This window comes from Natrinema pellirubrum DSM 15624, assembly GCF_000230735.2.
GTDB classification, from domain to species: Archaea; Halobacteriota; Halobacteria; order Halobacteriales; family Natrialbaceae; genus Natrinema; species Natrinema pellirubrum.
In genome coordinates this window covers 1-17,883 of the sequence record NC_019967.1, presented here as the reverse complement: position 1 = coordinate 17,883, position 17,883 = coordinate 1, and the positions used below count along the sequence as shown (strand labels likewise).

General features: G+C 56.8%; 18 protein-coding genes and 2 pseudogenes. 14 read left to right on the top strand and 6 right to left on the bottom strand.

Going from position 1 to position 17,883, the window contains the following annotated elements; all coding sequences use genetic code 11:
* Nucleotides 1–16 precede the first annotated feature (16 nt).
* The 5 genes from NATPE_RS18475 (at nt 17) to NATPE_RS18455 (ending at nt 4,101) form a co-directional block, all read left to right on the top strand.
* Nucleotides 17–910 carry a biosurfactant protein 1 gene (locus tag NATPE_RS18475; RefSeq protein WP_049804987.1) on the top strand — a complete coding sequence of 298 codons (894 nt, stop codon included), beginning with the start codon at nt 17–19 and terminating at the stop codon, nt 908–910.
* Between the two features lie 144 nt (nt 911–1,054).
* On the top strand, nt 1,055–1,243 hold the full coding sequence (locus tag NATPE_RS18470; RefSeq protein WP_006183556.1) for a hypothetical protein: 189 nt from the start codon (nt 1,055–1,057) through the stop codon (nt 1,241–1,243).
* A 36-nt stretch (nt 1,244–1,279) separates the two neighbouring features.
* Nucleotides 1,280–1,612, top strand: a complete 333-nt coding sequence (locus NATPE_RS18465; RefSeq protein WP_006183555.1) for a hypothetical protein — start codon at nt 1,280–1,282, stop codon at nt 1,610–1,612.
* Nucleotides 1,613–2,419: 807 nt separating this feature from the next.
* Nucleotides 2,420–3,658 carry an orc1/cdc6 family replication initiation protein gene (locus NATPE_RS18460; RefSeq protein WP_006183554.1) on the top strand — a complete coding sequence of 413 codons (1,239 nt, stop codon included), beginning with the start codon at nt 2,420–2,422 and terminating at the stop codon, nt 3,656–3,658.
* 116 nt (nt 3,659–3,774) lie between these two features.
* Complete coding sequence (locus NATPE_RS18455; protein ID WP_015310231.1) at nt 3,775–4,101, top strand: hypothetical protein; 327 nt, start codon at nt 3,775–3,777, stop codon at nt 4,099–4,101.
* A gap of 39 nt (nt 4,102–4,140) precedes the next feature.
* Here NATPE_RS18455 and NATPE_RS18450 read toward each other — a convergent pair whose 3' ends face one another.
* From NATPE_RS18450 to NATPE_RS18440, 3 genes are all read right to left on the bottom strand, one after another.
* Nucleotides 4,141–4,707, bottom strand: coding sequence for a hypothetical protein (locus tag NATPE_RS18450; RefSeq protein ID WP_006183552.1), 567 nt, complete (start codon nt 4,705–4,707; stop codon nt 4,141–4,143).
* On the bottom strand, nt 4,704–5,573 hold the full coding sequence (locus NATPE_RS18445) for a ParA family protein (RefSeq protein WP_015310230.1): 870 nt from the start codon (nt 5,571–5,573) through the stop codon (nt 4,704–4,706). The genes NATPE_RS18450 and NATPE_RS18445 overlap by 4 nt, the downstream gene beginning before the upstream one ends.
* Before the next feature lie 517 nt (nt 5,574–6,090).
* On the bottom strand, nt 6,091–6,573 hold the full coding sequence (locus tag NATPE_RS18440; RefSeq protein WP_049804986.1) for a hypothetical protein: 483 nt from the start codon (nt 6,571–6,573) through the stop codon (nt 6,091–6,093).
* Between NATPE_RS18440 and NATPE_RS23590 the strand changes: the two are divergent.
* The 4 genes and pseudogenes from NATPE_RS23590 to NATPE_RS18430 form a co-directional block, all read left to right on the top strand.
* Nucleotides 6,547–6,813 (top strand): annotated as a pseudogene (locus NATPE_RS23590) (hypothetical protein); the annotation flags it as partial. The gene NATPE_RS18440 and the pseudogene NATPE_RS23590 overlap by 27 nt on opposite strands.
* A gap of 202 nt (nt 6,814–7,015) precedes the next feature.
* Nucleotides 7,016–7,549, top strand: a complete 534-nt coding sequence (locus NATPE_RS18435) for a DUF7342 family protein (protein WP_006183549.1) — start codon at nt 7,016–7,018, stop codon at nt 7,547–7,549.
* A 1-nt stretch (nt 7,550) separates the two neighbouring features.
* Nucleotides 7,551–7,793 (top strand): annotated as a pseudogene (locus NATPE_RS23085) (DUF7558 family protein); the annotation flags it as partial.
* A gap of 56 nt (nt 7,794–7,849) precedes the next feature.
* The gene (locus NATPE_RS18430) at nt 7,850–8,152 is read left to right on the top strand and encodes a hypothetical protein (protein WP_006183548.1); all 303 of its coding nucleotides are present in this window, start codon (nt 7,850–7,852) and stop codon (nt 8,150–8,152) included.
* Nucleotides 8,153–8,186: 34 nt separating this feature from the next.
* Here the strand turns inward: NATPE_RS18430 and NATPE_RS18425 are convergent, their stop codons facing one another.
* A complete protein-coding gene (locus tag NATPE_RS18425; RefSeq protein ID WP_006183547.1) occupies nt 8,187–9,014 on the bottom strand; it encodes a nucleotidyl transferase AbiEii/AbiGii toxin family protein in 828 nt (275 codons plus the stop codon).
* On the bottom strand, nt 9,007–9,618 hold the full coding sequence (locus NATPE_RS18420; protein WP_006183546.1) for a hypothetical protein: 612 nt from the start codon (nt 9,616–9,618) through the stop codon (nt 9,007–9,009). Before NATPE_RS18420 ends, NATPE_RS18425 begins: the two co-directional genes overlap by 8 nt.
* Nucleotides 9,619–10,370: 752 nt before the next feature.
* Here NATPE_RS18420 and NATPE_RS18415 point away from each other — a divergent pair.
* The 5 genes from NATPE_RS18415 to NATPE_RS18395 all read left to right on the top strand — a co-directional run bounded on the left by NATPE_RS18415 (nt 10,371) and on the right by NATPE_RS18395 (nt 15,829).
* On the top strand, nt 10,371–11,447 hold the full coding sequence (locus NATPE_RS18415) for a transcription initiation factor IIB (RefSeq protein ID WP_006183545.1): 1,077 nt from the start codon (nt 10,371–10,373) through the stop codon (nt 11,445–11,447).
* A gap of 192 nt (nt 11,448–11,639) precedes the next feature.
* The gene (locus tag NATPE_RS21560) at nt 11,640–12,245 is read left to right on the top strand and encodes a hypothetical protein (protein WP_152422622.1); all 606 of its coding nucleotides are present in this window, start codon (nt 11,640–11,642) and stop codon (nt 12,243–12,245) included.
* 467 nt (nt 12,246–12,712) lie between these two features.
* Entirely contained in the window at nt 12,713–13,288 is a 576-nt protein-coding gene (locus NATPE_RS18405) for a hypothetical protein (RefSeq protein ID WP_006183542.1), read from the top strand.
* A 221-nt stretch (nt 13,289–13,509) separates the two neighbouring features.
* Entirely contained in the window at nt 13,510–14,511 is a 1,002-nt protein-coding gene (locus NATPE_RS18400; protein WP_006183541.1) for a hypothetical protein, read from the top strand.
* Between the two features lie 100 nt (nt 14,512–14,611).
* The gene (locus NATPE_RS18395; protein ID WP_006183540.1) at nt 14,612–15,829 is read left to right on the top strand and encodes an RNA-guided endonuclease InsQ/TnpB family protein; all 1,218 of its coding nucleotides are present in this window, start codon (nt 14,612–14,614) and stop codon (nt 15,827–15,829) included.
* Between the two features lie 373 nt (nt 15,830–16,202).
* On the opposite strand, the gene NATPE_RS18390 is transcribed toward NATPE_RS18395, so the two are convergent.
* Nucleotides 16,203–17,429 carry an orc1/cdc6 family replication initiation protein gene (locus NATPE_RS18390; protein WP_006183539.1) on the bottom strand — a complete coding sequence of 409 codons (1,227 nt, stop codon included), beginning with the start codon at nt 17,427–17,429 and terminating at the stop codon, nt 16,203–16,205.
* Nucleotides 17,430–17,883 lie beyond the last annotated feature (454 nt).

The window sequence follows — 17,883 nt, the reverse complement described above, 5'->3', positions numbered from 1 at the left end:
GCTATCAGACTACTCTATGACCGAACGTTACTCTGACTACGAAGAGCTCCGGCCGCTTGGCGAAGCGACGCATATCCCCGACGAAACACTCTCCAGCAGTGGCGACGGAGAGTCCCGACGTCAACGAGCGGATAGAGTCGATGAAGGCTATCCAGACGATACGATGGCAACGACGACCGAGTGTGCCTCTTGTGGGGCGTCAATCCCCGCCAGCCAGACGAAGTGCCGGTTCTGTCTATCGAACCATCTCGATGCACCCACCGATGACCAGGACACCCCTGATTCGGAGTGTGATATCCTCCATGTCATCCACGCGCTCGTCGAGTCGCGGACGTTCTACGGCGCCGTGGCAAAGGGATCCGCTGCGGCCTCTCTCCTCGCGAAATCGGCTTCCGACCCTGCGGTCGACGACTGCCAGCTCATCTACGATCTCGACGAGGAACCTGCAGCGCAGCTTGCCGACCAGTGGCCCTCGCTTCCTTCGGCGACACGGGTCTCATCGGAGTGCGGCGAACAGCTGCTCGCGGCCGCTCGTGAGCGGACGACGTGGACAGACACGACGCAATCGCGTCACGACGGCGAGCGCGCAACGTTCCTCTACGACGAAACCGGGAGCGGCGTTCGCGACGAGAATCGTCTTGCGGCCCTCCTAGAGGACGCAGACGATGACGTCTGGCTGGTGCCGGCGATTGCGCTTCAGCGATTCGTCACCGACGCCAGTACCGGGAGCATGCGACGCGAGAGTCCGAACAGGGAGCACCTCGAGTGTCGGGAGTGCAACCAGGAGACTGAGCATCGATTCAACGAATACGAAACCGTCCCTGACGATGAGTGGACTGGGCAGCCGATGTGGGAGTGTCAGGTATGTGGAACTCCTCGATACGGGCCGGAGCCCGAAGGAGCTCGGTAGGCGGGAAGTCAAGCTTAACCACCGTAAAAGAGTGGAGTTCTGGAATCGTTGGTTAACTAAAGACCAGTCCAGGACCATTTCGGAGATGTCCTGCTGTTCGCTCGTCTGCGTTTTTCTGCGCCGTAAATCGGCGGAGGCGTACACATGGACCCACGAGACACCCCCGGCTACCGGATGCACCGCGCTCTCAGCAATCTCAGCAGTATCGACGTCGATCAATTGGATTCCGACGATCAAAGGCGGATCGACGCAGCGATGACGCTCCTGGAGCAGGTGAGTCTCCTCACCCGACCAGCTGCCACGGAAGAGGCCAACATTCAGATAGAGTCCTGACTGCACAAACCGTCGAGCGGCGCTCGAACGGAGGAGATGGACGTCTCATTGCTCAGGAAAGGTGGTGTGTACGAGGTGCAGTCGGCGTCGGGGAACACCTACGAGGTCGACGTCGCGAGCAAGACGTGTACGTGTCCGGATTTCACGAAGCACCAGCCGAGCGGTGGCTGTAAGCATCTGCGGCGGGTCGACATCGAAATTCGGAGTGGACACGTCCCACGACCCGATGGTCGGCTTCCGGCGACAGTAGGCGTGGCGGAACAGCTCGCAGAAGCAGTTCACGATCTTGACCGAGAGATAGAAGAGCGGGAAGCGAAACGTCGAGAGCTCCAGATAGCACTGGAGGTTCTCGAAGAGTATTCGAACTAAGGAACGGAGAAATGCGGTTAACCAACGAAAGTGATTACATCCGTGGAACGTTGGTTAATCCCTCACCGAAAGTACGGAGCTAAGTCAGACGCTCGTCAGACCCCAGCATTTCCACTAATACACTGACAGGATTCGGATGAAGAGTTACGGCCCGACACTCTCCCCCCATCGTTTCCAGTAAACCTAGAATCGGAGCGGAAGCGGCACTCGCTAAAGCTGATTTCACTAGATTCCTTCTCTAGTAAACTGTTGTGTTTTCGAGGCTACGGACCAATTAGAAGATAAGAGTGATAAATCTTTCCACTAGTTCAGTATTCTTTCTGAATTGGTCGGATACCTCTACGTCCTATTACTGGAAATAGTGGGGAGGGGGTGTTACGATACCGTTCTTCATTACTGCTATCCGCCTTCCCCCGATTACATTCTATAAGCCGATTAGTGGAAACGGTGGTGTGTTGTCCCTTTATAAAGAATCGTTTACTGGAAATACTGGAACCCGGTGGTCTTTATTCTCATTCTTTCCGTGGTCCAAGAGAATTGTGATTTACTGGAAATCGTGGGGTGTGGCGGCCAACAGTACGACCTCGTCCTTTACTGGAAACGGTGGGGTGTGTCTCTTCACGAGAACAGAATCTGAATCATTTCGTTCCTCTCCTTCAATGCCAAACCCAGTGATAGCCCTCCTTTATTGGAAACAGCGGGGTCTTGATCCGATATCGGGACGCGTCCCCCATGGTGGTTATACTGGAAATAGCGGAAACGATGGTCGTAACCATTATCATGCCACAATGAATCATTGAGGACATCATGGGTCCTCGGTTCCAACCCGACGATACGCTCTATAAACGACGCAACACGCTCAAGGTAGAGTACGTCCCGGATGACATCGTTGGCCGGGATAACGAGATCGAAGAGTACGAAGCCGCCCTTCAGCCAATCATCAATGGGGAGTACCCCGACAATATTTTCATCTACGGGAAGACTGGTGTCGGGAAAACTGCCGTCACGAACTTCCTTCTCAATGAACTTCGGGACTCCGCGGAACACTTCGCTGTCGACACTGCCTTCGTTACCGTCAACTGTGACGGCCTTAGCACGAGTTACCAGGCCGCAATCAATCTCGTCAACAATCTCCGTGACCCCGAAAACCACATCGCCGAGACCGGGCACCCCCAGTCCAAAGTCTATCGTCTTCTCTGGGACGAACTCAACAAACTCTCCGGGACAGTTATCATCGTCCTCGACGAGATCGATCATATCTCTGACGATACGTTCCTCTATCAGATCACGCGTGCCGACAACAACGGATACATCGACAACATCCAGCTCGGTCTCATCGGCATTAGCAACGATTCGACATTTCGAGAACAGCTCGATGCAAAGGTTCAGTCATCGCTCTGTGAAACCGAGATTTCGTTCCCGCCATATGGAACAGAAGAACTCCAGAAGGTGCTTGAACAGCGGGCCGAAATCGCGTTTCACCAAAACGCACTTGAGGAAGATGTAATTCCACTCTGTGCTGCACTCGGCCGACAGGATGGCGGTGATGCTCGACGGGCAATCACGCTTCTCCGGAAAGCCGGCGATCTCGCCCGAACAGAGAACGCATCCACAGTCACGACTGATCTCGTCGAACGCGCCCAAGAGAAACTTGAGGCTCAGCAGAGCATGGATATCATGCGTGATCTCACCGAACACGAACAACTCACACTGTACGCGCTCACAACGCTCGCCGCCGAGGACGAAACCCCGGCGCGGTCACGTATCGTCTACCAGCGATACAAGGAACTCTGCGAGTTCCAGGCTCGGGATCCCCGTACAGCCCGTCGGATGCGGAGCTTCCTTTCTGACTTCGAGATCCTCAATCTCACACTTTCCCACAAGGAACATCGTGGCCAAGACGGCGGTACGTACCGCGAACACGAGATCAACCGCGACATCGCGACCGTTGTCGACGCTCTCCAGACTACAATTAGTGAATTCGGTGCTCACCGGAGTATTGTCGACTATCTTCCCGATTCCGGTGAAGAGTTCGCCACGATGTAGGGCGAGGCATTCTCCGTTTTCCATCAAGTTTCCTATGTGAGTGACTCCGCCCTATTCGTCTTAACCAACAATACTATGGAATTTGCCGTCGATGTTGGTTAATACGGCAGTGTCCCATGTCCTACTCTCCACCGACCCCGCCGGAGGAACTCCCTGACGACGTCGTCGAGACGCTAGATGAGTGTTCACCCGACCTACTCCGGCACATCGGACGTTACGCCGAGGAACTTGCCGAGTATCGGGAGCGCGAAGCACGTCTTGCTGAACAAGAGGACGAGGAAGACCCGGTCGAGGAGCGACCTGAGGACCTCCCAGACGATGTCCCCTCTAAAGCCACGATCACAGTGAAGGAGATCAACGACAACCGCTACTATTACTGGCAGTGGCGTGAAGGAGATTCGATCAAATCGGAGTATAAAGGACCAGTCCAATCGAGCGAATAGGACTTCGATGTTGAAGTAGGCCAGGCGTCGGAATATAACTCACTCGTCAATTCCGAGTTCAGCCCGGAGGTCCTCTTCATTCTCAAGCACTGTTCGAACGACCGCCGGATAGAAATCCCAGTGCTTCTCTAAATCATCGCTTTTCGATCGGGAGTATTCGAGGTCCATGAGTTTGAAGAGATCGTTGAGATCCCGCTTCAGCTCAGGCGGGATGTAGATATTCACATTGTCGTATTCGTCGACGAGACGACCACGAGACGAATCCTCGCTACTCGTGGTAGCGTTGTCCTCAGTTGACTCGTACTCCCCTTCAGTATCTGCCGGTACATCTTCGCCAGTCTGCTCTTGTTCCGCTGACCCGTCTCTCTCTTCTATTTCTGGCGTACGGTCTCCTTCTACTGTTGGGGATGTTTCTGACGTTTCTAATGCTTCATCTGCTTCTGATCTCTCATCCCCTTCTTCGGTAGTGGATTGCTCGGCGACGCTTTCGCTCGCGTCTTCCTCGGTATCAACGTCTTCCTCGTCCTGGTCGTCCGTCTCGCCACTCACGCCGAACGCAGCTGCTCGCTCTTTTGTTCGCTCCATTTCGTCTTCGAGGTCGCTCATGCTTCGATCTCTCGTGATCGGATTTCATCGGTGGATTTCTGACGCATCGCCTCGACGTCGCCGTTGAAATCAGGCGGTGACGTTTGATCTAACACGCGCTTGACCACCGTATCGAACTGTGGGAACTGGTCGTTTTGGAGTGATTCGTCGTGGACATAGATGGAGCCAGCTTCCCATTTTGCGCGATCGAACGCGGCGCGGTCGTCGATTTTCACTCCTTTCTCACCGAAGGTATCGTCGAACCAGTCCAGTACCTCGCGCATTTGCTTCGTTTCCTTTGTCGAGGTGTACGTCATCGTGAAGGCGAGATACTCGATGTCGAGATCGTGCATCATCCCGAGGGTGTCGTACATGTCGAACAGGAGGTTCGTCGAGTGAACCATCTCCGACCGTGGCACCATCGGGACGACCACGTTTTCACCGGCAGTGACGGCATTCTTTGCAAAGGCGGAGAAATCGGGCGGACAGTCACAGACTACGTAGTGATAGTCAGTTTCCAGTCGCGTGAGTATCTTCCCGAGTCGCTTCTCTCCGGCGTCAGCAGAATCCAGTGGGGTCTTGTTACCTGTGTATGTCGAGTTCGCGGGGATCACATCGAACTCGTCGTGTTCGATTACGAGATCGGTGATCTGGTCCCACTTGTTGACGTCAAGCAGCACTTCGTCAAGTGAGAGCCTGTCGAGATCATCGAACAGTTCACGATGACCGAGGTTTGCAGTAAGCGTTCCCTGAGGGTCCATATCGACTAGGAGAACCTCAAAACCTCTGGCAGCGAGACCGCCTGCGAGATTCATCGCTGTAAACGTCTTTCCGGTCCCTCCTTTCTGAAACGACACCGCGATCACCTCTGGGATTGAATCCGCCATTACTAACGCCTCGAACAGTACTGCTGTTTCTAACGTTAAAAATCTACGTCAGACGATTGGCAGCGTTTCTAACGTTAGAAATGGCGTTCAGCCGCGTGATACTGCCCATACACTACAATTCTAGCACTGACAAGCAAATTCATTCTTGTGTTTCTAATGGTACTTATAGAAATAACATTTCTAATATTAGAAATACAGTACCCGCTTACTCAATTTCGTCTATCACTTGCATCCCTTCCATTAGAAATATTTCCTATGTTGGGGATGTTACCAACAGTAGGAGCATAATCTACGTTCCCAATATTAGAAATGGTGGCACCGTTGCTGATATGGGGGCGGATCGCCTTCAATATTAACCAACTTCAACGCCGATCGTGCTGGATGTGTTGGTTAATCTGACGTGCTCGATTGTGATGTTTCATCGGAAACATCATCGAGAGCGGATTAGAGGCTTGGAGGGGCTGTCTATACATTCTCACTCAATAGACGGCGCCACTAACGGTCAAGAGACTCGATATTACGTGATCTCTGCAATCAGCTCAAAGCCGTCTTTGAACGTGATTTGCCCGTCGAACCCATGAGCTTCGATTGCAGTGACGACGCCGTTCCCTGCATCGTCATCTGTCGTGAGGACACAGATAGACGCGGCTTTCCCGCTCTCTAAGAGGTGGGCTGCGACGCCACCAAGTGCGGTATCCGCTTTCTCGATGTTGTCCTCGGAGCGATTCGACTCACGTGCAATGAAGCCACGCACACCGTCCATAACGCTAGATACCGTTGGATTCGTGTAATCTAATTCATCAGCGACGGTCACCCATCCAGTATCAATCGCGCTATTAATCGGTGTCTGACCGGGCGTACTGCGGTCTGGCGCACCGCCAAGTTCCTCATACACCCGCTGTGGAATCACAAACGTAATCTCGTTCCGCTGGGCGAACCGTTCCAGCGCTGTATACTTGTTCCGCTGTTGGCTGACGAGGCAGACCGGAGTCGTGCGTATCTGGCGGAGAAAAACCGCTTGTTGAGTAAGCGCGTCGACGAACTCGAGGCAACACTCGAACAGAAGACTGAGCGGATCGAAACCCTCGAAACAGAGATCGAGCGCCTCACCGACGAACTCGCAGCCCGTGATCAGGAGACTGCGCAATCCCACGAGGAAGACTCCGGTACTGCGATCGAGACCGGTGATGACTCAGAGCCATCCTCTCTGTTGAGTCGATTCTTCGGTGGCCAATCTTAGTAGCGGCGCCGCTTCACCGCCATCCGAAAACCTCTCTCGAGCGTTCTGATTCTGCGAGCCGAGAAGATTAACCAACAGACTCGCTATATCGCGCTATTTGTTGGTTAACCACGCTCAATCTCGCCGCAAAACGGGGGAGACTGTACTTCAGGAAACTATTCCTCGAAGTAAGAAATATATCCTTCGCGCTGCAATCCTGAATATGTCCGAGACAGACGCCGCCGATGGCCCGCCCCCCTTCGGGGAGCCGTTCAGCAGCGACGACGTCGAACAGCGCATCTACGGAACCATCCTGCAGACCCGCGAGCCGACGACGGCGAGCGCGATCGCCGACAGCGCCGACTGTGACCCCAAGACCGCCCGGAAGTATCTGGGGTGGTTCGACGACCTTGGCATCGTCACCCGACACGATGGCCATCCAGCCACGTACGAGCGCAACGACGCGTACTTCGAGTGGCGACGCATCAACCAGCTCGCAGCCGACCACTCCGTTGAGGAGCTTCAGGATCGCGTTCGTGAGCTGACGACGCGCATCACCGAGTATGAGGAGGCGTACGACGCCGCGTCACCGGCGGCCGTCGACGCCGTTACCGCCGCGGAAGGCAGCGACGAGCGAACCATCGACGACGTATACAGCGACCTCGGCGACTGGGCGACCGCCCGCGAAGAGCGAGACCGCTACGAACGCGCACGCCAGCAACGCACGGGTAGCGAACGCGAACAGGCATCCGGGTAGCCCGCTCTATGTCGACTGTGCCGTCCAAGAGCGGTCGGATCCCGAGAAGGGCGATCGCCACGCCTGCGACGGCTGTGGGCTCGTCGTCGACGCGCTCACGGCACTTACCCGGTTCCGCGTAGAAATCGGCCATCTCGAGGGCCCGCTCCAACTGTGTGCTCGCTGTAGCCCCGGTGGGCCCGCCACGCACTGGACGCGTGACCTCGAAGAACATCTTGTGATCGAGTGCCATTTGGCCGAGTGAGGCTCAGATCGTACACACAAAAACGGATAACTGCGTTGGCCCACAATGTACACATTATGAGCACCGATAAGAAGCGCGTGCAGTTTCGGGCCCCTGATCGGCTCATCGACCGGGCCGACGCACTGGCCACAGTCCTCGGGGAAGACCGGACCGACGTTCTCGTGACCGCGCTTCGGGAGTACCTCCAAGACGCCGCTCACGACGACGCACTCACCCAGGAGATCGCTGCCGCCTATTACGACGATGAGATCACCTTCGATCAACTCAAAGCGCTCGTCGGCGCCGAGGAGGCGGCAAACCTCCGAGTATTGAAACAGCAGTTGGACGAGGACTTCATCGACGAGGTCGCCGACGTGTAGATGTCGCGGCTTATAACCTGAACAACTGGTACCGTCAAACTAACAACCGCTCTATTGATTGTCGGACGATGGTCGAATCGACCTCAATGAGTCCAGCTGTCCTGTCGTAGAGGTCGTCGCTCGTCATCGACTCGAACGCTGTAATGTCCTCGTCGGTCAGGCGTGCTCGAACTGCCGACCGAATCTCGGTATAGTCGGTCACGTACCAGAGGAGGGCGTGTAGGTCGGCGAGATCCTTCAGTTGCTTGTGGCTCTTGTCGCGGTCCGGGAACGCCCGGACCTTCATCACGGCGAGGAGTTCGGCTGGGGCGATGAAGGCGTCAGGCGGGTTCTCCCAGTCGACATAGTCGGCGAGCGGCTCTCCCGCGTCTGCCTCGAACACTGGTTCGAGCAGGGGTTCAGCCGGTGGGCGAAATCCAAAGGTGTTCTGGAAGACGTCGAGTGTTGTCGTATCCGGAATGATGTCGATGTCAACCCGGAAAACGTTGTGTGCCGGCTGGTCGCGCGCCGCTGTGTCGTCGAGGCGCTCGTGTGTGTCCCTGTGGAACTGCTGGTAGAAGCCGAATCGACCGCGGCTGTACCCGAGGTCGTTCTCGATACGCTCGAGCGTGGTTGTGACCGGCGCTGTGTGTAGTTCGTCAGTCGACCACGAGGGGTCGATGTGGATCCCAAGGTCGATGTCCCGGGAGCCAATATACGCACGGTCGTGGGCGGCTTGGAAGCCGTCCGTGACCTGGAGGTGGACCGCCCACCCGCCGAGTAGACAGACGGGTGGTTCGGCAGCCGAGAGGACGTCCTGCAGTTCGCCTTCCGAGAGGGATGTCACCGGCTTGGCGTACTGGCTGCGATCCGCGTTACTCATCGGTCAGCCCGTGGTATTGCTTCAGGAGGCGATTCGCGGCTTCGACTGCCGGACCGTCCTCGTCGAGCAGATCGACGATCAGTTGTGGGATCGAGACGGTCGTGACCTCGTCGACCGTCTGCGTATTGTAGAAGACGTGCTCGTCGGTCGCGCGAAGTTCGGTGTTCCCGCCGCCGACGAACCCCTTCTGTTCGATCACGCTCAGCCAATCGTTGATATCCTCCTCTCGCACGTAGAGTGCCGTCGTCGACGCGAACAGGAATCCTTGGTGAACCTGTTCGGCTTCGTCGGTCGTGAGCGCATAGTCGAGGCCTGCCTCGCGAACCGTCTCCAGGGGTTGTTGGAGCGAGACGCGAACCGAGTTCGGCTCGATCCGCGTCTCCACCCAGCGGTCATAGAGCGCTGCTGGGTCGAGGACGCTGGTGTCCTCGACGAGCCCGTCATGTTCGAGTTGGTCGAGATAGTCGTACGTCCACGAGGTGGAAACGTCCGCGTCATTGGCGACTGCATAGCAGCTCATTTCCCCAGCAGCGTGATTCAGCAGCACTCGATGGAGGCGTTCCTTCTTGAACCCGCGCTCACGCGCTGGTTTCTCGAGTAGCATTATGTCTAGGTTATCGGCTACACTTATATATGTAACCGGAATTCCGGTAATATAGTTTACTTATATACTGAAGCGGAATTGTTTCAGGCTCTCATCTCTGTCCAACTCATTTTGTTCTGCGTCGGCGAGCGGGCGCTTGCGAGCATCGAACGCGGCAGCGACGACCTGCAAAAAATTTGACCAGTTCGAGGAGCGCGAGGGTGCGCTTCGCGAGCGACTCCAGCAGGCGATGAACTAGCGAGTCAGATTCAACTTTCTTCCTGTCGACCTGCTATGACTGACGAAGCGTCTGAAGAGCGACGCTGCCCGGTCTGCGATGAATCGGTGGCAAGCATCACTGTCATCGGTCCGGGCGAGGCTGTCGTCGCACCGTGCGGCCACCACATCGCCCCGGGCGTCTTCGATTGAGACAGGAGTCGACTCGACGAAAAGTGCTAATCAACACTCGCGGCGTCCATCGCGCGGATATTGGTTAATCACGGAGAAAATGCCCGCCTGATCATCGGTTACCGCCCGCGAATGAGCGAGAGTGACTCCTGATTTGACTTCTGCGGTAGTCTCCCTGTGCCTCATAAGGATACCCAGTAGAAGCGCCGCCGAGAGTTGTTGCTCGCGCCCGCGAGGGGTGAAGGCGCTCGCGAAAGCGCACGAGATCCTGTAGTCAGTGCTGTACATTTGGATGTCAGAGATCCGCGATGTGGTAGCATCGCGGTGTCGGGCGCTGTGGTGAGCGCCTTCAGGAGACTGCAATATTGAGTAACAACGCGAGCGAAAAGACGGTTTCGGACGTACAGAGTACGACCACCGAAGAACGCGGTCACGAGCCGACGGTCGAACACGAACCGTCGAGGCGGTCGGCCTGTCCCGAGTGTGAGGGCCAGGTGATCACCGAAGACGAGCAGTCGTTCTGCACGGACTGCGGGCTGATCGTCGCCGACGAGTGGGTGGACCTGAGCCCGACGCTGAACGACCTGGGCCTGGTCGGGGATGCCGACCAGAGCATCGAGACAGTGGACCCACTCCGGACGGACAAGGGCCTCCACACGAAAATCGGAAGGAGCACTGATGGGCACGGCAATCCCCTGAGCAACGAGCAGTGGGAGAAGGTCCAGCGCCTCCGGAAGTGGCACAAGCGGATGCAGTTCGGCGAGAAGCGCAAGCGGACGAAGCGGCTCAACGAGGGGCTGCGGGACGTCGAGATGATCGGCGGCAACCTGAACTTGCCGGACCACGTCGTCAAGATGGCGGCACAGTTCCTCCGGAGCGCCTCGGAAGCGCGGCTACCGGGTGGGCGGATGGCCTGGGAGGCACTCGCCGGCGGCGCCGTCCTCCTGGCCGCGCGAGCCTCATCGGTCGACCGGGACGAGATCGACGTCGCGGTCGCGACGCACACCAAAGCGCCCCACGAGCGGGTGTGCGCTGCGGCGCGGAAGATCCGGTGTGAATGCGGGTTCGACGCGCCACTCATCAGACCCAACGCCGTGATGAAGGTCGTCGACGCGCTCGATGACGACGCCATCCCCGGGGCGCGAGCCGTGCGGACGTGGCGGCTGGCTCAACACCTGATGCAACTCGGTGACCAGGTGCCGGTCGGGCCAGGAACGCCACGGTGCACCGTCGCGGCGTCGGCGCTGTACGCGGCGGATCGGCTGCTCTCGCGCAAGCACCTCACCCAAGAGCAGGTCGCCGCGGCGGCGAGCACGATCGTGCCGACGTCCCGAAACCGGATCGCGCGGTACAGTCGGGAGCTCGTCGACGCCTACGAAGCCGAACACGGCACCGACGACCCGGGTGTCGGGCTCGAAGAAGAACGGGACACCCTCCGCTGAGCGGGGCACTCCCCCGTTTTTTGTGGCGACCACCGCCCGTGGTCGCCCCACCGCCCCACCCACCGCTCCGTGCTCGCTCCCTCCGGTCGCTGCGCGCGCAGCCACGACCTCGCTAACACCAGTATGGAGTCTCAGCAATGGGGATGGCGGTGTGTGGTTTGTCGTATCCAAGAAGGACGGGGTAAGAGACGAATGAACGCTGTTCCATCGTACACAGTCGATAGAGAGACTGCAGCGACGCTCCGAGAATGGTTGTTCGAGCACGCTGTCGAGAAACACGGGGAGTCCGAGATTTCCGAGCCACTCGCCGAACTGGCGGCTGCCATCGACGGCGTGCTCTACGAGGAGGCAGAGGCCGTCGAACTCGGTGCGTGGGCACAGACGGATCCTCTGGGTCACCGAGATGCGTCACACGTCAACAGTAGCTCAGTTGATGGATCCCGATCAGACGACGCACGCGAGCCAGCCGAGCCTGGTGTTCTCGATGGAGGCGTCAGTAAGCCAAATCGCATTTTCGAAACGCTTCCCGATTCGGCCTGGCAGCTCGATCACGACCAGTCCGAGACACCCCGAGAGGACACATCGACGTCGACAGCAGCGTCAAACCCACACCCACGGCGACAACACCACCGTCCGTCAGTCCGGTATCGTACCACGTTCGAGTGCTCCGTGTGCAGTGGCATTCGTGAGGTAGAAACCCCACTTCGAGTCTGTGCGTTCGTCGACGAGTGTACAAGATGTGGAGCGGTCGCTCGCTTTACTGCAGGCGGGATTCCCACGCCGCTCAAGAAGGACTGATCACCGGCGAGACGCGCCTGTCGTTGCTACAAGTTCGTCGATGAACGTCGTGAGAAGGTCGACAGGGTCACGATCGAAATCCTCTACTGGCGGCTCCCAGAGTGCAGCATCGAACGCCCGTGCGGCCGTTGTCTGGCCTTCAGTAGCCGTGATCATAAGAATGGCACTCTGGTAGATCACGATCGTCCGATGCTCGTCGACATCGAGATACTCGATCGCAGCTGCCTCAAGCGCCTTCGGGAGATCCAGCGCCGTATCCAGCGTACACTGCTACACCGGCGCTTCGTCGTCCGTCATAGTAGCCGCTACTACTCGTTTGTACAAGTATATCCGGACGCCGTGACGGCTAAACAACCGACGTGTATAGTTCTCATCAGCGACGATGGATTTCACGCCCACAGGCACTGCCGTATCCGCTGCACCTCGTAGTCCGAGGAGTTACACAGGTCGCCAGCAAACGGACGACCATGGATCAAACACCCGACGCGTTCGCCGCTGCGCTGTCTTCGGGTGACACCGACCGCGTGAACCGTGCAATCGACTCTGTCGACGACATGGAACTTGAAGAGCGAGCGGCCCTGTTCGATGACTGCTTCGAGCGGTGTCGTGACCTCTACGCGAGTGACAATGGCTATCAGCGTAAGTCTGTCGTTCGCTTTGCGGCCGCCCTGTATCCGGGGCTTGCGTTTCGAACGGTCGGAGCTGATCGCACCGACGCAGTATTACCGGACGACTGGACGCTCGATGAGATCGCGACGCATCGTCACCGACTTCGCGAGTTCTACCTCGACGCGCTCGTCGACGACGATGGACGGGTGCGACGCGCCGCAGCCAAGGGCCTCAAGGAATTGGCAGTCGCAGCTGAACTGATCGGCGCTGAGGACGAACTACAGACGATGCTGGCTGAGCTAGAGACGCTGGCCGAGAACCACAACGACGAGAGCGTCCAGAAGCACATCAATCAAGCTCGCGAGAACGTCGCCTTTCACGCGCAGAAACCGGGCTCGTTGCTTCCAGAGGGTTTCCGAGATGCCTTCGAGTAGACTGCTCCAAGAGCAAGACTGGAGATCCAGAGACTCCTGAACACCCACAGATGACCGTGCTTGTTCCGTTGTGTCGCTTTCTTACCAAACAGAGTCTTAGAATGTCGAATGTATAATTTGGTAAGATAAGTATCCATACAGAGCGGCAGTCCACTCGTCAGTCATACCAACGGTTCCGAAGAAGACACGGAGTTTTGTGGCCTCAGAATCATATGAGGGATATGACGTACAGTGCGAGGTGGCATACCCTTCTCGAAGAAGCCGAGGAACTCGCCTCAACTGCCACCCTCGTCACGCCACTCTCGGACACGCGATTTCACATCACCGATACCCAAGAGCACCGCATCATCATCGAATTCCTGGAGTCGGGCGATTCCCAACCACTCCAGCGTGAGCAGTTCGAAACGCTCTATCGACGGCTCCAAGATACAGCCGGTGGCTTCGACCTTGATCGGCTCCCACCGGACGCCGAGCCGTACGCGGCCGTCCTCACGCTCCATCCTCGCATCGAGATCGATGTAGACGCCGGCGTGCTCCGCGAAACCGACGCTCCGACCACAACACACGGTCTCAACGACGAGCCATCGGAGCAGACAGACAGAGCCGAACCCGACATCGATGTTTATGCGGATGCGCTCCTGCTGATCGACGCCCTAGAACGCCACGATCCCACCGCGATGGCGGATCTCGAGACGGATGGACTCATCGACCTCTATACGCTGCTGTCGGACGTTCAGCGTGGCGCGGATGATCTCCGACAAGACGTCGCGGACGTCTTACTCGACCGGGTACAACACGGCCAGCCGGTACACGCTCAGTACGGCTCGATCCAGCGCACGAGCCGGCGTTCGAAGTCACTGAAAGACGACGAGGAGGTTCTCGCTGTCCTCGAGGACGCGGGCATCGATCGCGAGCGGGTCCTCGGTATTGAGCCGGACAAGGTCAATGACGCTCTCGACGTGACCAATCTTCGGGAGGAGGACGTCTACGACGTTGACGAGCGGGCCTACGTCCGGAAATCCGAGGTTGACGAAGACGTGAAAGAGACGCGCCTGCAAGGGCTCAAAGAGCAGCTGGCAGCGAGTGAGAGTGAGGAAGCTGCGGAACTGCGCGACGAAATTGAAGCTCTCGAAGCGCGGATTGAGGATCTCACCGGCTTCGATTCAGCAAAAGAATTCTATGCCGATTCACAGGCGGGACGAGGCGGATGCCCCGACCCTTGAGGTCGGGGAGGAAGCTGACACCCGATGACACAAACCACGCTACGATGGCGGGACGACTCCCCGACGTATAAGTAACTTCGCCCGTATATGTGAAAATACAGTGGAGTACCGCCGTACCGCCGTCATCAAACTCGACACTCCCGAAGGGGCGGACGCCTCTCTTCGAGAGACGGTCGAGCAGTTCAAACACTGCGCCAACACCGCATCGGAGTGGTGCTGGCACGGCGACGACGGATACCACGTCACCTCGAAAGCCAAAGCCGAACACGCCCTCTATGACCAACTCCGCGACGAAACCGACCTTACCGCCAACCTCGTTCAGAAAGGGATTCGTAGAGCGGTTGAAGCCGTCAAAAGTGGCGTCGAACGCCTCAAACGTGGTGAGAACACGTCGAAACCACACTTTTCGGCAGACAGCGCAGTTTACGACAAGCGGAGTGCGACGTTCCACCGAGATCATGTTTCCCTTTCAACCGTAGACGGGCGCATTGAGTGCGACTACATCCTCCCTGACAGCTCGGAGACACCACCCACGAAGTACGTTTCTGACGAGGCCTTCGAGTTTCGGATGGCACACTTGCAGTACCGCGATGGTGACTGGTACCTCCACGCCTCGATGCGGAAAGTCGAAGCAGACGAGGAATCGTCTAAATCCGAATCCAAGCACAGAACAGTCCTTGGTGTGGATTTAGGCGTCAACAACCTTGCCGTCGCTTCGACTGGGCGGTTCTGGTCGGCAGACGAGTTCAACCACTGGCGCAGAGAATACGAGAAGCGTCGTGGGTCGCTTCAGCAGTGTGACTCTCGGTACGCCCACGAGAACATCGAGAGCGTTGGACAGAAAGAGTACGGACGCTTCGAAATATACTTGCACACGGTGGCGAACGAACTTATCGAAGAGGCCGTTGAGAACAGCTGCTCGCATATTGTGTTCGAGGATTTGACCCACATCCGAGAGAACATTCCTGAAGCGACGTGGCAACACATCTGGGCGTTTCGACGCCTCTACGAGTACGTTGAATACAAGGCCAAAGAACACAGCGTCGAAGCTGTACAGGTAGACCCGCGTAACACGTCGAATCGGTGTTCGACGTGTGGGTTTACCCACGACGATAACCGGAACGAGGAGTCGTTCAAGTGTCAGCAGTGCGGTTATGAGAACCACGCCGACTACAACGCTGCGAAAAACATCGGTTTACAGTATCTCCGACGTCGGCAAAACGCAGGCGACGGAGGCGCACCCGTAGATGTGCGCTTGAATCGCGGGACGTTGAACGTGAGTGGGGAGTACGTGCCCCCTGCTTCGGTTGAGGCATAGAACGGGAGTCCACGCGAAAGCCTCGGGGCTTGACCCCGAGGCAATTTACAGGCAGATCGGTAACGCGCTGATGTCGTGATCATCCTTTTTTCGACGATGTTGCGGATAAACACCTCTGTCGCTATGTCTTTGTATCTTACCAAACAGATGTATAGGTATTCCACCGGTGTTAGGTAAGAGCCTGAATCAAGTGACATTACCTTCTGACGGAACAAAATCACCAGCACTGATCATCCCAAAGACACACACCACGGTTACAAGTGAAGCACACCACAGCTGCGAGTGAACACAGTCAGAACTGACCACACCACTATTGCAAGTGAACAGGCAAAATCACTCGACAGCAGCGACTTCACTTGCAAGAGTGGTGTGTCTATGCGACGTTGTTCATCGACGCGATTTCTCGGATCGTCTCTATTTCGCTTTCTAACCGCAGAACGTCGGACATCGCTTCAATCGCACTTGTGAACGGAACGTCCAGTTCATAGCTGTAGTAGTTCCCACGAGAACCGCTCCGGTTCTCGTAGGCCGACAGAATCCCGAGCATCCGAAGATCGGACAGATGATTATGCACGGATCGTTGGGCGAGCGAGTCGGTCCCAGAGGAATCACAGAGTGCGGTGTATTCCTCGTAGATCTCCCGCGTTCGGGATGGCGTCTCGTCCTTGGCGGCTTTCGAGATAACGGCTAACAGTGCGAGACGCCCGTGCGTCGTCAGTTCTCGCATTCCTTCCTCCACACGTTCCTGTTCCAGACGAGATCGTGCTGCCTCAACGTGGTCACGCTCGATGAGATCCGCTTCGCGATTTTCCGCAATCTCGCCCGCTAATCGAAGGAGGTCAAGCGCTTGTCGGGCACTTCCACTGTCGCGAGCAGCGAGAGCCGCACAGAAGTTCAACACACCCTGCTCAACGGCACCCTCGGCGATTGCGATTTCGGCACGGGACTCGAGAATGTTCTCCAGCTCAGGCGCATCATATGGTGGGAACTGCAGTTCCCGTTCACAGAGTGTGTCTTGAACGCGAGGATCCAGCTGATCGCGGAATTTGAAGTCGTTACTGATTCCGATTACACCGACTTTCGTCGAGTCGAGGTTGTTGTTCGCCCGAGCTCGTGGAAGTTCGTACAGCAATTCGTCTCGATCACCAATCGAGTCGACCTCGTCCAAGACGATCAGAATCGTCCCACCGATTGCCTCGAGTTCCCCGTACAGTTTCTTGAAGACAGTTTGTTGGGGATAACCAGTAGAACTGATTTCACCGCCAGCAGGACGAAGCTTGTTCACGAGTTCTACGGCGACTTGATAAGAGGAATTCAGTGTCTTGCAATTCACCGATATAACCGACAGGTCAACGTCATCGTAGTCAGCGACATCGTCCTGGAGTCTGTCGAGAAGGTAGTCGGTGACGGCGGTCTTCCCGACGCCGGTATTCCCGTAGAGGAAAATGTTGTTCGGTTCCCAACCGTCAACGACGGGTTGGAGGGCGTCCATGTACTCCTCGATCTCCTCATCTCGCTCCTCGATTTGGTCGGGTTGGTAGGATTCTCCAAGGGCGTCTTTGTTGCGGAAGATGTTCTGCTTCCGCTCGAATCGACGCATGTCACCGCTTTCTCACGTCTCCTATATAAAACCACCCCTACATCTGTTTCAAGTGAAGGACACAGACACACCACTGTTACAAGTGAAGCACTTAGACTAGTAGTGACTAGAGCAACAGTCCACAATTTCAACTAAAGCGCTGACATATCTGGGTGGTGGTGTTGTAAGAATTCACGTCCTAGAGGCTCTCTTTGTGCTGGTACCGACGTTTGTATCCCCGCAACTGCTTCTCTGTACTACTTTGTCCCCTGTCTCGAATTCTGGGCTTCACTTGCAAGAGTGGTGTGTCTCTGTCTTCCTACCACATCCCGTGGTAATCTCAATCGCGGCCCGGTCTGGTTTCTATGTCCCGTACCCCTCCTTCGATCATCGTGGTTGGTTCGAGCGGTCACACCCACCACCGTTTCAGCAATTTTCGTCGAATATGCTGATTTGCTATACTCTTCTGAGGATC